The organism is Psychroflexus sp. MES1-P1E (assembly GCF_002836055.1).
Taxonomy (GTDB): domain Bacteria; phylum Bacteroidota; class Bacteroidia; order Flavobacteriales; family Flavobacteriaceae; genus Psychroflexus.
In genome coordinates this window covers 1-16318 of sequence record NZ_PJBS01000328.1, presented here as the reverse complement: position 1 = coordinate 16318, position 16318 = coordinate 1, and the positions used below count along the sequence as shown (strand labels likewise).

16 protein-coding genes are annotated in these 16318 nt (G+C 35.0%); 7 read left to right on the top strand and 9 right to left on the bottom strand.

What is annotated here, in order from left to right; genetic code table 11:
* Window positions 1-213 precede the first annotated feature (213 nt).
* The gene (locus CXF67_RS14560; protein ID WP_102089406.1) at window positions 214-984 is read left to right on the top strand and encodes a class I SAM-dependent methyltransferase; all 771 of its coding nucleotides are present in this window, start codon (window positions 214-216) and stop codon (window positions 982-984) included.
* On the opposite strand, the gene CXF67_RS14555 is transcribed toward CXF67_RS14560, so the two are convergent.
* Genes CXF67_RS14555 through CXF67_RS14520 form a run of 8 tightly spaced genes read right to left on the bottom strand, consistent with a single transcriptional unit; the run spans window position 981 to window position 8332 of the window.
* Window positions 981-1982, bottom strand: a complete 1002-nt coding sequence (locus tag CXF67_RS14555) for an FAD:protein FMN transferase (RefSeq protein ID WP_102089405.1) — start codon at window positions 1980-1982, stop codon at window positions 981-983. The genes CXF67_RS14560 and CXF67_RS14555 overlap by 4 nt on opposite strands.
* Window positions 1979-2338 carry a hypothetical protein gene (locus CXF67_RS14550; RefSeq protein WP_015025009.1) on the bottom strand — a complete coding sequence of 120 codons (360 nt, stop codon included), beginning with the start codon at window positions 2336-2338 and terminating at the stop codon, window positions 1979-1981. The genes CXF67_RS14555 and CXF67_RS14550 overlap by 4 nt, the downstream gene beginning before the upstream one ends.
* Window positions 2339-2398: 60 nt before the next feature.
* Window positions 2399-3688, bottom strand: a complete 1290-nt coding sequence (gene nqrF, locus CXF67_RS14545) for an NADH:ubiquinone reductase (Na(+)-transporting) subunit F (protein WP_102089404.1) — start codon at window positions 3686-3688, stop codon at window positions 2399-2401.
* Window positions 3689-3700: 12 nt separating this feature from the next.
* The gene (gene nqrE, locus CXF67_RS14540; RefSeq protein ID WP_015025007.1) at window positions 3701-4315 is read right to left on the bottom strand and encodes an NADH:ubiquinone reductase (Na(+)-transporting) subunit E; all 615 of its coding nucleotides are present in this window, start codon (window positions 4313-4315) and stop codon (window positions 3701-3703) included.
* Between the two features lie 15 nt (window positions 4316-4330).
* Complete coding sequence (locus tag CXF67_RS14535) at window positions 4331-5080, bottom strand: NADH:ubiquinone reductase (Na(+)-transporting) subunit D (protein WP_015025006.1); 750 nt, start codon at window positions 5078-5080, stop codon at window positions 4331-4333.
* Between the two features lie 3 nt (window positions 5081-5083).
* Window positions 5084-5809, bottom strand: coding sequence for an NADH:ubiquinone reductase (Na(+)-transporting) subunit C (gene nqrC, locus CXF67_RS14530; RefSeq protein ID WP_102089403.1), 726 nt, complete (start codon window positions 5807-5809; stop codon window positions 5084-5086).
* 2 nt (window positions 5810-5811) lie between these two features.
* The gene (locus CXF67_RS14525) at window positions 5812-6975 is read right to left on the bottom strand and encodes an NADH:ubiquinone reductase (Na(+)-transporting) subunit B (protein WP_102089402.1); all 1164 of its coding nucleotides are present in this window, start codon (window positions 6973-6975) and stop codon (window positions 5812-5814) included.
* 13 nt (window positions 6976-6988) lie between these two features.
* Entirely contained in the window at window positions 6989-8332 is a 1344-nt protein-coding gene (locus CXF67_RS14520; protein WP_015025003.1) for a Na(+)-translocating NADH-quinone reductase subunit A, read from the bottom strand.
* Between the two features lie 144 nt (window positions 8333-8476).
* On the opposite strand from CXF67_RS14520, the gene CXF67_RS14515 reads away from it, so the two are divergent.
* Both CXF67_RS14515 and pruA read left to right on the top strand, forming a co-directional pair.
* A complete protein-coding gene (locus CXF67_RS14515; protein ID WP_102089401.1) occupies window positions 8477-9727 on the top strand; it encodes a type IX secretion system plug protein in 1251 nt (416 codons plus the stop codon).
* Window positions 9728-9825: 98 nt separating this feature from the next.
* Window positions 9826-11451 carry an L-glutamate gamma-semialdehyde dehydrogenase gene (gene pruA / locus CXF67_RS14510; protein ID WP_102089400.1) on the top strand — a complete coding sequence of 542 codons (1626 nt, stop codon included), beginning with the start codon at window positions 9826-9828 and terminating at the stop codon, window positions 11449-11451.
* Between the two features lie 68 nt (window positions 11452-11519).
* On the opposite strand, the gene rsmG is transcribed toward pruA, so the two are convergent.
* The gene (rsmG, locus tag CXF67_RS14505) at window positions 11520-12155 is read right to left on the bottom strand and encodes a 16S rRNA (guanine(527)-N(7))-methyltransferase RsmG (RefSeq protein WP_102089399.1); all 636 of its coding nucleotides are present in this window, start codon (window positions 12153-12155) and stop codon (window positions 11520-11522) included.
* Between the two features lie 216 nt (window positions 12156-12371).
* Here rsmG and CXF67_RS14495 point away from each other — a divergent pair, with 216 nt between their 5' ends.
* The 4 genes from CXF67_RS14495 to CXF67_RS17900 all read left to right on the top strand — a co-directional run bounded on the left by CXF67_RS14495 (window position 12372) and on the right by CXF67_RS17900 (window position 16301).
* Window positions 12372-13466 carry a fatty acid desaturase family protein gene (locus CXF67_RS14495; protein WP_102089397.1) on the top strand — a complete coding sequence of 365 codons (1095 nt, stop codon included), beginning with the start codon at window positions 12372-12374 and terminating at the stop codon, window positions 13464-13466.
* 13 nt (window positions 13467-13479) lie between these two features.
* Window positions 13480-14667, top strand: coding sequence for a pyridoxal phosphate-dependent aminotransferase (locus tag CXF67_RS14490; RefSeq protein WP_102089396.1), 1188 nt, complete (start codon window positions 13480-13482; stop codon window positions 14665-14667).
* A gap of 644 nt (window positions 14668-15311) precedes the next feature.
* Window positions 15312-15653: a hypothetical protein gene (locus CXF67_RS17905; RefSeq protein ID WP_145990477.1), complete on the top strand. Its 342-nt coding sequence runs from the start codon at window positions 15312-15314 to the stop codon at window positions 15651-15653.
* Window positions 15654-15809: 156 nt separating this feature from the next.
* The gene (locus CXF67_RS17900; protein WP_145990476.1) at window positions 15810-16301 is read left to right on the top strand and encodes a tyrosine-type recombinase/integrase; all 492 of its coding nucleotides are present in this window, start codon (window positions 15810-15812) and stop codon (window positions 16299-16301) included.
* Window positions 16302-16318 lie beyond the last annotated feature (17 nt).

Below are 16318 nucleotides of genomic sequence, written 5' to 3'. Positions count from 1 at the left end.
TCAATCAATCAAAAAATAATTCAATTTATTTATACGACATTATAAATTTAATTTGGAATAAGACATTTTACCTATCAAGGAACACTTCTGTATAAATAAATAGCTAGAAGTTGATATGCCAAAATTCATTTTCTAAACGGGTATTAGTGAGGTATAATTTTAAATAACTGGTGATTTAGCTTTAATTTTACTTTTTAAAAGTAAAATTAAATTTTGAAAAAAATATTCCAAGTCCTTCTCAACTTATTACCAAGACCTTTCCTGATTCAGATGAGCTTAATCGTAAAGCCAGTATTGATTTTGGTTTATAAAGGAACTGCCTACAAAGATCCTATAGATGGCAAAACCTTTTTGAAATTTCTACCCTACGGGTATGAAAAACAAAGGCCTAATGTTCTAGGTCCCTCTACCTTATCTTTAGAAAGGCACCGTTTGCTTTGGTTGTATCTACAACGGAAAACAGACTTTTTTACTAGACCACAAAAGCTCCTCCATTTCGCACCTGAACAAGCTTTTTTTAAAAGGTTTAAGGACATGGAAAATTTGGAATACACGACCACAGACCTCAATTCTCCAATTGCAGATATTAAGGCAGATATCTGCGATTTACCATTTGAGACTGATTTTTTCGACACGCTGATTTGCAATCATGTCTTAGAGCATATAAAAGACGATTCTCAAGCCATAAAAGAACTTCTAAGAGTTCTTAAACCTGGCGGGATGGCCATACTCCAAATCCCACAAGATCTTTCGAGAGCAACGACATTTGAGGATGATTCTATAACGGATTCTAAAGACAGATCTCGAATTTTTGGACAGTACGACCATTTAAGAATCTATGGTCGCGATTATTTTGATAAACTAAGGGAGATAGGGTTCAAAGTTAAGGAAGTGGATTTCACTTCTGAATTGACGGAAGAAGAAGTTGATTACTTTAGACTTAGCCAAGGTGAACTACTCCCCATTTGCTTTAAACCCTCTTAGAATTTCTCAACTAAAGATTGAATCTCTGGTGAGATATAAGTCTTTTGATTTCCCTCTGAGTCACTGTAAATTAAAATCGCTTTAAGGGTATTTTGTTTCTCGATAAATCGCAGAGACTTTTCAAATCCCATCGCCATAAATGCAGTCGCATAGGCATCTGCATCAGCGCAAGTGGTCGTAATAACGGAGGCTGAAAAAATATCTGTTTTTTGAGATTGACCCGTATTCGGATTGATAGTATGTACATACTTTTTACCTGACGAGGGATCTAATCTGAACTTCCTATAATTTCCCGACGTGGCTAAAGACTCATCCTTAAGTTGAATGCCATATATCAATTCTCTGGAATTATTTTCTGATGGAAATTCTATTCCCACTTTCCAAGGAGAAGCCTTCTCCAGGTTCTTGCCTTTCACTCTCACTTCTCCACCAATTTCTACTAAATAATGAGTAACACCTTTCGAATTTAGATAGTTTCCGAACACATCCACAGTAAACCCTTTAGCTATGGCGTTAAAATCTAAATAGAGCACAGGAAGGTTTGAAATAACTTTAGCCTCTTCAGATAATTGAATATGGTTAAAGCCCACAAATTGAAATAGAGAATCTATCTGACTCTCTTTGACATCTTCTGAATAGCCCTGAGGCCCAAACCCGTAAGCATTCACAAGCATACCTACACTAGGGTCGAAATATCCATCAGTATCATTATAAATTCGTTGAGAAGCTCTAAAAACTTTTTGGAAATTATCATCAACAACAACTGACTCTCCAGCATTGATTCTAGAAATATCGGACTCAGCCATATAAGTGCTCATGGATAAGTTAATAGACTTTAAAATTGAGTCAATGACGGACTCTTTTAAAATATAATCTTCTGAAAAATATTTAATGGAATACGTAGTCCCTAAAGCACTACCTCTAGAAGAGTGTGAATGCGTAGTGTTTTCTTGACAAGATAGAAAGAGAAAACTCAATGCTAAAAAAAAATACTTCATTTAATTTCTATTAGACCTGTGTAATTTAAAACATAATCTTGTTCGGAGTCTACAGGAAGTTCATAGCTAACAGAATTGGCTACACCAACACCTGCATAAAAAGTTTTTGCCTCATAATTAATGCCATGTTTGCTAACTTTACCCATTAACTCCTCATCATAAAGCACGGGGTTATCTGGATAATTGACTGCTCGCACAACAACAAATATCAACTTCTTTTCTTTGGTTGCAACAAACTGTGGGTTTTTCGATTTTTTACTATTCACAGCTAAAAATTCATATCCTAGTTCTTCAAGATCCTTACCAACAAGATTCATAGCAAGATTGTGTAACTGTTGATCTGTAAGTAGCCCCATAGTTTTTAATATAAAAACCCCAAACAGTTTCCTGTTTGGGGTTATAAAATTTAATACATCTTATCCTCCGAAATCATCAAATCTGATACTTTCATCGGGTATACCGAAATCTTCACCCATTTTTTGAACCGCTTGATTCATCAATGGCGGACCACAGAAATATAATTCCATATCCTCAGGATCTTCATGATGATTTAAATAATTATCGATCACACATTGGTGAATAAATCCGACAAAGCCATCACCTTCTCCATCAATTCCATCTTTCTGTTTCCAATTATCTTCCTCTTGAGGTTCAGATAAAGCTAGGTAAAATTTGAAATTAGGATAATCACGCTCTAAAGCTCTAAAATGTTCTGTGTAAAATAATTCTCTTTTTGAACGACCACCATACCAAAATGTAACTTTACGACCAGTCTTGATGGTTCTAAACAAATGGTATAAGTGAGAACGCATTGGAGCCATACCAGCACCACCACCTACATATAGCATTTCTGAATCACTTTCATTGATGAAAAATTCACCATAAGGCCCAGAAATTGTAACCTCATCCCCTGCTTTGCATCCAAAAATATACGAGGAAGCAACACCAGGATTTACATCCATCCAGTCCCCTTTTGCTCTGTCGAAAGGAGGAGTAGCAATACGTACATTCAGCATGACTTTTCTACCCTCTGCTGGGTAGGACGCCATAGAATAAGCTCTTTCTACAGTCTCTGTATTTTTCATAACAAGAGGCCATAATTTGAAAGAATCCCATTCAGCTTTAAACTTATCTACATCACCAGGATGCTCTTCTGGATGTGCGGAAATATCTAAATCTTCAAACTTCACTTCGCAAGTGGGAATTTCAATTTGAATATATCCACCAGCTTTATAGCCCATATCTTCGGGAAGTTCAACAATAAATTCCTTGATAAAAGAGGCTACGTTATAATTGGAGACAACAGTGGCTTTCCATTTCTTAATACCAAAGACTTCTTCTGGAATTTGGATTCTCATGTCTTGTTTCACTTTCACCTGACAGCCCAATCTCCAACCTTCAGCAATTTCTTTTCTTGTAAAGTGTGGCTCTTCCGTAGGAAGAATTGCACCACCTCCATCTTTCACAATACATTTACATTGAACACAAGTTCCACCGCCTCCACAAGCAGATGGTAGAAATAATTTGTTTTCACTCAACGTATTTAATAAAGTAGATCCTGAACCAACTTCTAAATCTTTCTCTCCATTTATATTGACCTTAACTGGTCCAGACGGAGATAATTTCGCTTTAGCTGCTAGTAAAATAACCACCAGCAACAAAATTAAAGTTAAGAATACTGCAACACTAGATAATATAACTGTCATAATCCTTTTTGTTTATAATTTAATACCCATAAAACTCATAAATCCAATTGCCATCAGCCCTGTAATAATAAATGTAATCCCTAATCCCTTAAGCGGTGCTGGCACATTTGAATAAGCTATTTTCTCTCTAATTGCAGCGATAGCGAGTATAGCTAAAAACCATCCTAGTCCACTTCCAAGCCCATAAACTACAGCACCTTCTATGCCATTAAAATCTTTTTGTTGCATAAACAGAGATCCCCCTAATATAGCACAATTTACAGCAATAAGGGGTAAAAATATACCCAAAGAACCATATAAAGCAGGAGCAAATTTCTCTACAATCATCTCAACAAGCTGAACCATGGAAGCAATTACAGCGATAAACATGATAAAGCTAAGAAAACTCAAATCCACGTCTAAAAATTCGGCACCCAACCAAGATAAAGCACCTGGTTGAAGCAAGTAATTATCAAGAAGATAATTAACAGGAACTGTAATCAACAATACGAATATTACAGCAGCTCCAAGACCTACCGCGGTTTTTACTGTCTTTGAGACTGCGAGATAAGAACACATCCCTAGAAAATAGGCAAAGATCATATTCTCTATAAAAATACTTTTAACAAATAGGTTTACTAAATCCATTACTAATGCTTTTATTTAATTTTCTTCAATTAATTTTCTATTACCTGATCTCTGAACCCAGATAATGATACCTACCACGATAAGTGCCATTGGGGATAATAGAAAAAATCCATTATCTTCATAGCCTAAGCCATATAATCCAGTGGACTCTGCTAAGGTTACACCTTTATGTCCTAGAACTTCATAACCGAGCAATTTACCCGAACCAAAAAGTTCTCTAAAGAAAGCAATAACAATTAAAATAAGTCCATAACCTGCAGCATTTCCAATTCCATCTAAAAACGATTTATAAACACCGTTGCCTAAAGCAAAAGCTTCAAGACGACCCATGATTATACAGTTTGTAATGATAAGACCAATGAAAATTGAAAGTTGTTTACTCACATCGAAAGCATAAGCCTTTAAGATTTGATCTACAAGAATCACCATAGCTGCTACCACAACAAGTTGAACAATAATTCGGATTCGGCTTGGTATAGAGTTTCTAAGTAAAGAAATAATCACATTACTAAAAGCCATTACAAAGACCACTGCTAGGGACATTACAATTGCAGGCTTAAGCTGAACTGTAATCGCTAATGCTGAACAAATTCCTAAAACTTGAACTGTAATAGGGTTGTTATCATTTAAAGGATCCTTTAAAATTTTGCGATTTGCCTTTGACAAAAAATGTTCTTTCTCTTCTGAACTAGATAAAAAGAGAAGCATTTCAACCTTCTTCTTTTCGGCTTCAGTTTTAGAGTTTTGATTTGTTTCTGAGCTCATAACTTATCGTATTGCAACTTTAATATTTTGACGCTTTTTGAGGAAAGGTAGATAATTTTTTAGTCTCTCTTCGATCATTATAGAAACTCCATCACTAGTTATGGTCGCTCCAGAGATTGAATCAACTTGGTTATCATCCTTATTGTTTCCTCCGCTATATCCTTTTTTAACGCTAACCCCAACAAGCTCTCCCTGGCCGTTGAAAACTTTCTCATCGGCAAAGCTTTGCTGAAACCAGTCCGTTGTAATTTCTGCACCCAAACCTGCGGTTTCTCCTTTGTGGTCAAAAACGACACCTTGGACAGTATTAGCATCCTCTTTAAGTGCGATATAACCCCAAATAGCATCCCAAAGTCCGTTACCTCTCAATGGAGCGATATAAAATTCGGAACCCTCGTAATTTGCTACATAGATAGGAAAACTTTGCTCTTCCTCTGGTTTTGACAATTCTTTTGATAATTTGACATCAAAGGCATTGACACCTTCTTTCTCTTCCCCTTTTGAATTTAAAGAGATTTGCTGAGTAATATATTTGTTAAATAATTCTTCTGCATTCTCTCTACTCGTTTCAATACCAATAGTAGAAAGTATATTTTGCATTTTTTCTTTACGAACGTTTTCCTTTTGCAGGGGGCCTAATGTAGTTGCAGTAAAAGAAAGTGTTACCGCAACGACAACCACCATGATTATTGCAAAAATAAAAGTGTAAGAATTGCTATTTTTATCCATTGTTAAGCTGTTTTAACTGTTTTCATTTGTAAACGCTTCTGTCTTTTTTTCACATTACCTTGAATGACGTAATGATCTATCGTTGGGGCAAAAACATTAAGTAATAATATGGATAACATAATGCCCTCAGGATATGCCGGATTAAACACCCTAATCATAATTCCGAAGAGTCCTATCAAAAATCCATAAATCCATTTCCCACGTGTCGTTTGTGCTCCACTCACAGGATCTGTTGCCATAAAAACAATTCCAAATGCAAATCCTCCAACAATTATATGCTGATACCAAGGAAAATTAGTTAGGCCATTACCTTCAATATTTAAGGCATTAAAGATCATCCCCATTACTGCTGCTCCTATAATACCACTCAGTATAATCCTCCAACTCCCAACTTTAGTCAAAATAAGTATTAAAGCACCTACAGCAATACAAAGGGTAGAGGTTTCAGAAATTGATCCTGGTATAATTCCAGTGAACATTTCTGCTGTATTATAAGTTATTTCCTTGTTAGCAGCTAGTGAGCCTAAAATTGTTTCACCAGATATGGAATCAACATTTGATGCTTCACTCACCCATATCTTATTTCCAGACATATACGTAGGGTAGGCAAAAAATGCAAAGGCTCTAGCTGTAAGAGCAGGATTTAAAATATTCATCCCAGTCCCTCCAAAAGCTTCTTTCCCGATCAAAACTGCAAAGATAACCGATAAGGCTACCATCCACAACGGGATATCTACAGGCATAATCATAGGAATAAGCAATCCTGTGACGAGGTAACCTTCATTCACTTCGTGACCTCTCATGATCGCAAACGCAAATTCAAGACCCAACCCTACACCGTAAGATACTACAATCATTGGAACAATTTTATAAGCTCCATGAAGTATAGCCTCAAATATAGCTGGGTTCTCACCTAGTTGAGTGTAGTGCTGATAACCAGCATTCCACATTCCAAACAACAAAGCAGGAATTAAAGCCAAAACTACTGTGATCATAGTTCTCTTTAAATCTACAGCATCCCGAATATGAGCTCCCTTTTGAGTTGTATGGTCTGGAACAAATAAAAAGGTATCCAATGCATTAATAGCTGGGCGATACTTTTGAAGTTTATTACCTGGTTCAAAAGGCTCTTTAATTTGATCGATTTTGTGTCTAATCCAATTCATAATTATTATAAATTTATCCTACTTCCGTTAACATAATATCCAAACCACCACGAATAATCGATTGCGCTTCGATTTTAGAGGTGTTTGTGTAATCTATAAGTGCGAAATCCTCAGGAACTACTTCGTAAATTCCTAAGCTTTCCATTTTTTCTATATCACCTGCCATGCAAGCCTTAATGAGTTGCATTGGAAAAATATCTAAAGGCATGACCTCTTCCATTTCCCCAGTCACCACCAAAGCTCTCTCTTCTCCATTTATGTTGGTATTGACTTCGTATTTTCTCTTAGGAAACAACCAGGATAATGAAGTTTTGGACATTGAATGAATATTGTTGTCTATAAAAGGTATCCATCCAAACATCCTAAATTCATTTCCTTCAGGAATAACGGTAAGTTCATTAGCAAAAAAGTTTAAATAACCATCGGCCTCTACTTTTTCACCAGTCAATACATTACCACTTATAATCCTTGAGTTATCTTCAAAGTCTTTTAAAATCGACTTTACTTCTGCCCCAGCGATAGTTTTGAAGTATTTTCTGTTTTTCGCGGATGTCCCGGTAACAGCGACTGTTCGCTGAGCATTATACTTTCCCGTTTTAAATTGCTCTCCAATTATAGCGACATCTTCAGGGTTTACAGTCCAAACTCTCTCGCCCCTATTCATAGGTTCTGTTTCATGAATAAGAGTTCCTAAGTTCCCTGCTGGATGAGGACCTGAAATATTTAAAATTTCCACATTCTCAATATCCTTTAAAAAAGAAGCAGATTGTTTATCAACACCTAGGTATACTTTCCCACCTGTAAGTTTCGTTAAAGCATTTATACCTGCTTGAAAAAATTCAACTCTGGCTTTTAGAATAAATTCTGCTGACCCAGTTAACGGAGCTGTGTTATATGCAGATATGTAAATTGCTTTTGGGGTGTCATCAGCATTTGCTGGGATATTATAAGGTCTTTGGTTTAAGAAAATTCCTAAACCTGTTGAAAATATACGATCTTTAACCTCTGTAGAATCCGATTTTAAGGGATCCATCACTCCAAAATCTTTGTACACTTGAGTCTCATCTGCTTCGATGATGACATCCAAAATTTTCCGTTTTGCACCTCTACGAACCTCCTTAAGCGTTCCACTTACAGGAGATACCACTCTAGTTTTTGCTGAATATTTTGAGAAAAAAACCTCATCACCAGCTTTTAATTTAGCCCCTTCTTTAAGTACCATTTTAGGAACTAGAGAATAAAAATTAGCTGGCCTTAGAGCTACAGTTTTAGTATTTTCACCTTGTTCAAAAGTTTCAGTAGCTTCACCCTTTAGATTTAGCTTTAAACCCTTTTTAATTTTAACGTCTGTGGGCATCTTAGATTATCGTTTAATTTTGTTGCACAAATTTAATAATTAAACTTGCATTCTTAGGGCAAAGGAATCTTATAGTTATATTATTTATAACCATTCTAAACAAATAAATTTTAGATTTGTAGCTTTACTCTTAAATATTTCAAAATGAAATTAAGTCTTGTTTTTATAGCCATGTTTATAAATTTTCTAAGTCATTCTCAACAGGACTACGAAACCTTGCCCCCAGATTTTATCAAAACCATCGAATTCTTCGGCTCTAGTGAGGAATTCAGCGGGACTCCAATCATTTCTAGAGGAGAAAGTTTGATTTTGAAATTTGATGATTTAAGAGCTGCGGAAAATGATTATTATTATGAGATAGAACATTATAATTTTGACTGGACTCCTTCCATCCTCTCAAAGAATGAGGTTTTAGAGGGTTTTGATAACATTAGACTTTTTAATTTCAGAAACTCATTTACGACCCTACAACCTTACACACATTATGAATTAAGATTACCTAACACCAATACAAGGCAGCTTAAAGTCAGTGGAAACTACATGTTAAAAATATTTAACGCCGATAGGCAGATCATTTTTTCTAGGAAATTTATTGTCTATGAAAATTTAGTTAATGTAGACCTTACAATAAGACGGTCTCGAGAACTTGACTACATCGATAAAAAGCAGGTGGTAAATTTTGAAATAGGCAGAGATAATTTCATTTTCAGAAATCCTGAACAAACCGTCAAAACCGTTGTGATTCAAAATAACGATTTCAATACAGCCATTTACGATCTGAAACCCCAATTTGTTCAAGGGAATACTTTAGTTTATAGATATAATGACGAGTCTGCCTTTTGGGGGGGCAACGAATACTTAAATTTTGATAATAAAGATATTAGGCAAGGAACATTAAGAATTGAACGCATAGAATTGCTAGACATCTACAACTCTTATCTCTACCGTAACTTCGTAAGAGACGGAAGAGAATACACCTTTAACCCAGATATTAATGGGGCTTTTAGAATCAACACTGTCCAAGGTGATGATCTAGACATTGAGTCTGAATATGCAAAAGTTCATTTTTCTTTAGACAATTACAAAGATTTAGAAGGTGGCGAAATTCACCTTTATGGGAGATTCAATAATTATGCATTAGATGATAGCACCTTAATGACCATTGATGAATCTAGGTCTATGCTTACCAATGAATTGATTTTAAAACAAGGCTTTTATAATTTTAAATACATTTATCTAAACACCAAAGGAAATTTTGATGGTGGTTTTATTAGTGGAGACCACGACGAGACTGAAAACGATTATCAGATTCTAGTTTACTATAGAGACATCGGAGCAAGATTCGATAAAGTTATAGGTATAGGTAATGGGACTAGTAGAAATATTATTAATTAAATCCTTATTAACAGGTATTAATAAAAGCTTATCATGTTAAACTTTATAGTTAAATTATATCAATTATATTTACGCGAATATTAAATAACAGATAAATTATGGGAAAAGGATATTTTCAAGTGCCAAAAGCAATAAATGAACCTATCAAATCATACGCACCAGGATCTCCAGAGAGAGAATCGATACAGAAAATGTATAAAAAGGTGTACAACGAAAAAGCTGAAGTCCCCTTATATATTGGAAGCGAAGAAATTAAGACAGGGCATACTAAAAGCATCCGACCACCTCACGACCATCAACATGAAGTCGGCATCTTTCATAATGCTGAAGAAAAGCACGTAGAACAAGCGATTGATTCTGCTCTTGAAGCTAGAAAAAAGTGGGCCAAACTTCCTTGGGAACAAAGAGCTGCTATATTTCTAAAAGCTGCAGATCTTATTGCAGGGCCCTATAGAGACAGAATAAATGCAACGACCATGATTGGTCAATCTAAAACTGTTTTACAAGCCGAAATCGATTCAGCTTGTGAGCTTTGTGATTTCTTAAGATTCAATGTAGAATATATGACTGAGATCTACAGAGAGCAACCAGAATCTGCAGACAATGAGTGGAATAGACTAGAGCATAGACCTTTAGAAGGATTTGTGTATGCTATCACTCCTTTTAATTTTACAGCCATTGCGGGAAATCTGCCCTCTAGTGCTGCATTAATGGGTAATGTTGCTGTTTGGAAGCCGAGTGATAGCCAAATGTTATCTGCTCAAGTTATTATGGAAGTTTTCAAAGAAGCTGGTTTACCTGATGGTGTTATCAATATGATTATGGGAGATCCTGTAATGATTACTGATAAAATTTTAGCAAGAAAAGAATTTGCTGGAATCCATTTTACTGGAAGCACCAACGTCTTTAAAGGGATCTGGGCTAAAATTGGAGAAAACATACATATTTATAATACCTACCCTAGAATTGTAGGAGAAACTGGTGGTAAAGATTTTATTATCGCACACAAATCAGCAGATGCGCAAATGGTTGCTACTGCTTTATTGAGAGGTGCCTTTGAATTTCAAGGTCAAAAATGTAGTGCAGCTTCAAGATCTTATATTTCTAACAGTTTATGGCCTGATGTAAAAGAAAGATTAGTAAAAGATGTTACGTCTATTAAAATGGGTTCTACTGGTGATTTCGATAATTTTATCGGTGCAGTTATCCACGAACAGTCCTTCGATAAACTAGCAAAATACATCGACAGAGCCAAAGACAGTAATGAGGCTGAAATTATTGTAGGTGGTAATTATGACAAGTCTAAAGGTTATTTTATAGAACCTACAGTAATTGTGACCACCAATCCACAGTATGAAACTATGGTGGAAGAATTATTTGGTCCGGTATTGACCCTTTATGTTTATGATGACAATAAGTTTGAAGATACTCTTCACCTTGTCGATGAAACAAGTCAGTATGGGCTAACAGGCTCAATTATCTCTACAGATCGCTATGCAGCTTCTGTAGCTACAGATATTTTACAAAATTCTGCTGGTAATTTCTATATCAATGACAAATGTACTGGTGCTGTTGTAGGACGTCAACCCTTTGGTGGAGCTAGAAATAGCGGAACTAATGATAAAGCAGGTTCAAAATTCAATTTATTGAGATGGTCTTCTCCAAGATTGATCAAAGAAACTTTTGTACCAGCTACCTATTATACCTATCCACATATGGGATAATTGATTGTGCTAAATTGACATAAAAAAGCCTCTGAACTAGTAATTCAGTGGCTTTTTTAATTTTAAAACTATTGTTTGCCTTTATATTTCATCGGTAAATAAACCACCTTTTTGGTGTCGAAAAATTCTTCTTCAAAAATATCTGAAAGCTCAAAAACTTCTACAGTTCTGTAGGGCTCAATTTCCTCGGATAGATCTCCACCTTTTAAATAAAGGATACCGTTTTTTCTTTCGTGTAGTGAGTGCTTTGCGATTTTACCTTTTACCCAATGTACGAAACTAGGCATAACAGCAACAGCTCTACTGACTATAAAGTCAAATTCACCTGAAATATTTTCAACCCTATCGTTAATAGCTTTTACATTTTGAAGACCGAGTTCTTCAACCACGTCCTCCACAACCTTAATTTTCTTACCAATGCTATCCACTAAAGTAAATTCTGTTTCTGGAAATAGAATTGCCAATGGAATTCCTGGAAACCCACCGCCAGTACCAACATCTAAGACTTTTGAGCCAGGTAAAAAGGGTTGAATTTTCGCGATCCCCATGCTATGTAGGACATGGCGAATATAGATTTCATCGATATCTTTTCGAGAAACAACGTTAATTTTCTGATTCCAATCTTTATAGACTTCAGAGATTTTCTCAAACTGCTTTAATTGATTGTCGTCTAAATTTGGGAAATATTTTAATAGTAAACTCACGCTTATATATTTAATGAACGTCAAAAATAACGGATATTATTTGTTTTTAAAGGTAAACAATTGTTTTACCTTATTTTTTCAAATCATTTACCTGAAGAGGGATATTCAATTAAACAAATTTCTAGTTGAAATTATTATAAATCAAACACAATTGGGAGGCATACTTAATTTTGATAAGAATAAATTTTTATATTCGCTTATATAATAAATGTTACAATGGTAAACCCAAATATCAAATTTTCAAGGAAAGATCCACAAAAGTTCTTCAAAACGCTTAACAAAAGGGTCAATGCTTACTTCAACGACAACAACATTAAGAAAACAGGAAACTGGAAATTGCATGTTAAGACTATTGTTATGTTTAGCTTATTTTTAAGCCCTTACTTCTTAATTTTATTTCTAGATATTTCAGATTGGTGGAAATTACTTTTCACTGTTCTTATGGGAATAGGTATGGCAGGAGTTGGCATGAATGTGATGCATGATGGAAATCATGGGACGTATTCAAAGAAAAAATGGGTGAACAAGTTTATGGGAAGTTCTATCTATATACTTGCTGGAAATGTCTACAATTGGCAAGTTCAACATAATGTTCTTCATCATACTTATACCAATATACATGGCCATGACGAAGATATTGATGCTAGTGGAATTATTCGATTTTCTCATAATGCAAAGTGGCATCGTTTTCATAAATTTCAGCACATTTATTCTGTATTTTTGTATGGGTTATTAACGTTTAACTGGGCATTAACATCAGATTTTAAACAAACTAAACGTTACTTAAAAAAACAATTATCTTACGGTAAAATGCCAAGTCCTTTTAAACAATGGGGATTATTGGCCGTTACTAAAGCTTTATATATTTCTATTTGGATTGTGATTCCTATCTTAATTGGAATCGGTTGGTGGAAAGTGCTGCTTGGTTTTTTTGTAATGCACTACACCGCAGGAATCATGTTGAGTGTCATTTTTCAACTAGCTCATATGGTTGAGAAAAATGATATGCCGATGCCGAACGAAGTCGGTGAAATGAAAAATACATGGGCCATTCATCAATTATTTACAACCACAAATTTCGCCACTAACAACAAGATCATGAATTGGTTTAGCGGTGGTCTTAATCACCAAGTAGAGCATCATATATTTCCAAATATTAGCCATGTTCATTATAATAACATCAGTGAAATTGTAAAAGAAACAGCTCAAGAATTTAATTTGCCTTACAACGAGTACAAATCTACTCGAGAAGCTATTAAATCTCACTTCAGACATTTACGAACGTTAGGTAGCGAACCCCAACTTTCTTAATTTACGTATATTTATGATTCAACTTTCTGATAAAATTCAAAAACTTGAAACTTCAGCAACTCTAGCTATGGCCTCTAAAACCAGAGAATTGAAAGCTGAAGGCAAAGATATTATAGGACTTAGCCTCGGAGAACCAGACTTTAATACTCCAGATTTTATCAGAGAAGCTGCTATTCAAGCTATAAATGATAATTATAATTCTTACTCACCAGTAGATGGTTATGAAGATTTAAAAAGAGCTGTACAATTAAAATTTAATAGAGATAATAACCTAGATTATAATCTAAACCAAATTGTGGTTTCTACGGGAGCTAAACAGTCTCTTTACAACATTGCTTCTGTCGTTTTAAACCCAGGAGATGAAGTCATTTTACCATGCCCATATTGGGTGAGTTATAAAGACATGGTAAAATTAAACGAAGGTGTTGCAGTTGAAGTTCAGACAGACATAGAACAAGACTTTAAAATGACTGCAGATCAGCTTAGATCTGCCATAACACCCAAAACAAAAATGCTTTGGTACAGTTCTCCTTGCAATCCAAGTGGGTCTGTATATACAGAAGAAGAACTTCGAGCTTTGGCTGAGGTGCTTAAAGATTATCCAAATATTGTTGTGGTAAGTGATGAGATTTACGAGCACATCAATTTTGGAGAGAAAAAAACGTTCTCTATGGGGGAAATTGACTTTATGTACGATAGAACTGTTACTGTAAACGGTGTTTCCAAAGCTTTTGCCATGACAGGCTGGAGAATCGGATATATAGGTGCTCCAGAGAAGATAGCTAATGCCTGTAAGAAACTTCAAGGTCAAGTTACTAGTGGCGCCAATTGTATTGCCCAAAGAGCTGTTATTACAGCACTAGAAGCTCCTGTGGAAAAGATTCAGTTCATGATTGATAAATTTAAATCAAGACGCAAATTGATATTGGATTTGATTAGCGGAATTCAGGGTTTTGAATGTAATGAACCTATGGGTGCTTTTTATGTATTTCCGAATATCTCCTTTTATTTCGGCAAAACCTTTAATGGTAAGAAAATAGAAAACGCAACTGATTTCTCCATGTTTTTATTGGAAGTTGCCAATGTCGCTACTGTAACTGGTGAAGCTTTTGGCAATCCAAACTGCATTAGAATTTCTTATGCTGCCAGCGAGGCTAATATTGTAGAAGCCTTAGAACGCATAAAGAAATCCCTTACTTAATAGGTTTATACGGTACTAATTAAATTTAAGATCTGCACTGAAATATCCAATTGTGAGATATTTCAGTGTAAATTTTTTAATCGTCCAACTCTATTTTAAAAGCCTTAAATTGTTCCAATAAGCTGGTCGATATTCATAAAAATTTATACAAGTACGGGCAGTGATTTTCATATCATGTCTACCCATTAAATCTAACCGAACGTCTGGTTCACGTGTTTTTAAAATTTCAGGGGGCTTTTCCAAAGCTTTTAAAATGATAATTCTGATGTCATCAATTTCAGCATTTTAGTTAAACTTCAAACTTAAAGCTATTCTACGAGTTTTTTCTATCGTACAGGTATCGACATCACTATTTGCACTATTTCCATTAGGGCGTAATACTAATACCAGTTTAAACTTATAATGTTCCAGATTAGTTTTGGTAACACGATTTATTGAGATATTATAGGTTTAATTTAGTATGAAATACTTTTTATTAGTTAAAACTAATATAGTATTGAATCATGACTATGCTAAAGAACATCACTCTCTATCATTTGATGCTCAACAATCAAAAAAATGACAGGGATTAAGTCTACCCCAAACAAGGTTTTACAGGCGCTTTAAAAAATCTAGATAAGCCTAAGTGGAGTGCATATTATACTATGGCCTATGTTTTAAACACCAAAACTAATCTGGCTACTATTTACACTACTTTTAAAGGAGTGGCTTGGATTAATTATAACCGATTTCTAATCAATAGACCTATACATACTTCTAATGAAGAGGTGAATATTGACTGGTACAGAAAACGGAAAGTCAAAAAACAGCACCGTCGTTGTCCAGAAGAATACTTACTAAAACTGGAGCTTAAACGGTATGTGAATAGCACGATACGAACGTATGTTCATTTTTTTGAACACTTCATAAACCAGTATCCACATATAGATTTGCAGACCATTAATGAAAGCCACATACAGGCGTATCTTCTACTGCTTATTCGCTAGGGTAAATCTAACTTTTGCGTTAATGAAGCCATCAATGCCATCAAATTTTATTATAAAGTTGTAATGGATGTGCCCAGTCGGTTTTATAAGATAGAAAGACCCAGGAAAGAGTTTAAACTACCTACTATAATTTCAAAGGAATAGGTTTTAGCCCTTATCGAGCAAACCAATAATATAAAACACAGGTGTAGTGTTGAACTGCTCTATGGCTCAGGTTTACGCCGAAGTGAATTGATTAATTTAAAAATTGAAGACATAGATAGCAAACGTATGCTTGTACAGATAAAAAAGACCAAAGGGAATGAGGATAGGCTTACCCTATTATCGCAAAATGCATTACAAGATTTACGAAGCTATTATAAAACTTGGAAACCTAAGGAGTATTTGTTTGAGGGACACAAAGGAGGAAAATATAGCGGTCAATCTGTAGTTAAAGTGGTGAAGACCGTAGCTCATAAAGCAAAGATCAGAATAACAGTAACTCCTCATATGCTTCGCCATAGTTTTGCTACACATGTCCTAAAGGCAGGAGTTGACTTAAGACAAATTCAAGTATTATTGGGTCATAGCTCTAGCGAGACCACTGAGATTTATACACATGTTGCTACAACAACATTTAAAAAAATAAAAAATCCTCTTGATTCTTAGAATTATATAAAAGATAT

Bases quoted from the DNA above. Each gene is read 5' to 3' on its own strand.
- CXF67_RS14555 (WP_102089405.1), bottom strand. From the start codon at position 1,982: ATGAAGTATTTTTTTTTAGCATTGAGTTTTCTCTTTCTATCTTGTCAA.
- CXF67_RS14550 (WP_015025009.1), bottom strand. From the start codon at position 2,338: ATGGGGCTACTTACAGATCAACAGTTACACAATCTTGCTATGAATCTT.
- nqrF (WP_102089404.1), bottom strand. From the start codon at position 3,688: ATGACAGTTATATTATCTAGTGTTGCAGTATTCTTAACTTTAATTTTG.
- nqrE (WP_015025007.1), bottom strand. From the start codon at position 4,315: ATGGATTTAGTAAACCTATTTGTTAAAAGTATTTTTATAGAGAATATG.
- CXF67_RS14535 (WP_015025006.1), bottom strand. From the start codon at position 5,080: ATGAGCTCAGAAACAAATCAAAACTCTAAAACTGAAGCCGAAAAGAAG.
- nqrC (WP_102089403.1), bottom strand. From the start codon at position 5,809: ATGGATAAAAATAGCAATTCTTACACTTTTATTTTTGCAATAATCATG.
- CXF67_RS14525 (WP_102089402.1), bottom strand. From the start codon at position 6,975: ATGAATTGGATTAGACACAAAATCGATCAAATTAAAGAGCCTTTTGAA.
- CXF67_RS14520 (WP_015025003.1), bottom strand. From the start codon at position 8,332: ATGCCCACAGACGTTAAAATTAAAAAGGGTTTAAAGCTAAATCTAAAG.
- CXF67_RS14515 (WP_102089401.1), top strand. From the start codon at position 8,477: ATGAAATTAAGTCTTGTTTTTATAGCCATGTTTATAAATTTTCTAAGT.
- pruA (WP_102089400.1), top strand. From the start codon at position 9,826: ATGGGAAAAGGATATTTTCAAGTGCCAAAAGCAATAAATGAACCTATC.
- CXF67_RS14495 (WP_102089397.1), top strand. From the start codon at position 12,372: ATGGTAAACCCAAATATCAAATTTTCAAGGAAAGATCCACAAAAGTTC.
- CXF67_RS14490 (WP_102089396.1), top strand. From the start codon at position 13,480: ATGATTCAACTTTCTGATAAAATTCAAAAACTTGAAACTTCAGCAACT.
- CXF67_RS17905 (WP_145990477.1), top strand. From the start codon at position 15,312: ATGGCCTATGTTTTAAACACCAAAACTAATCTGGCTACTATTTACACT.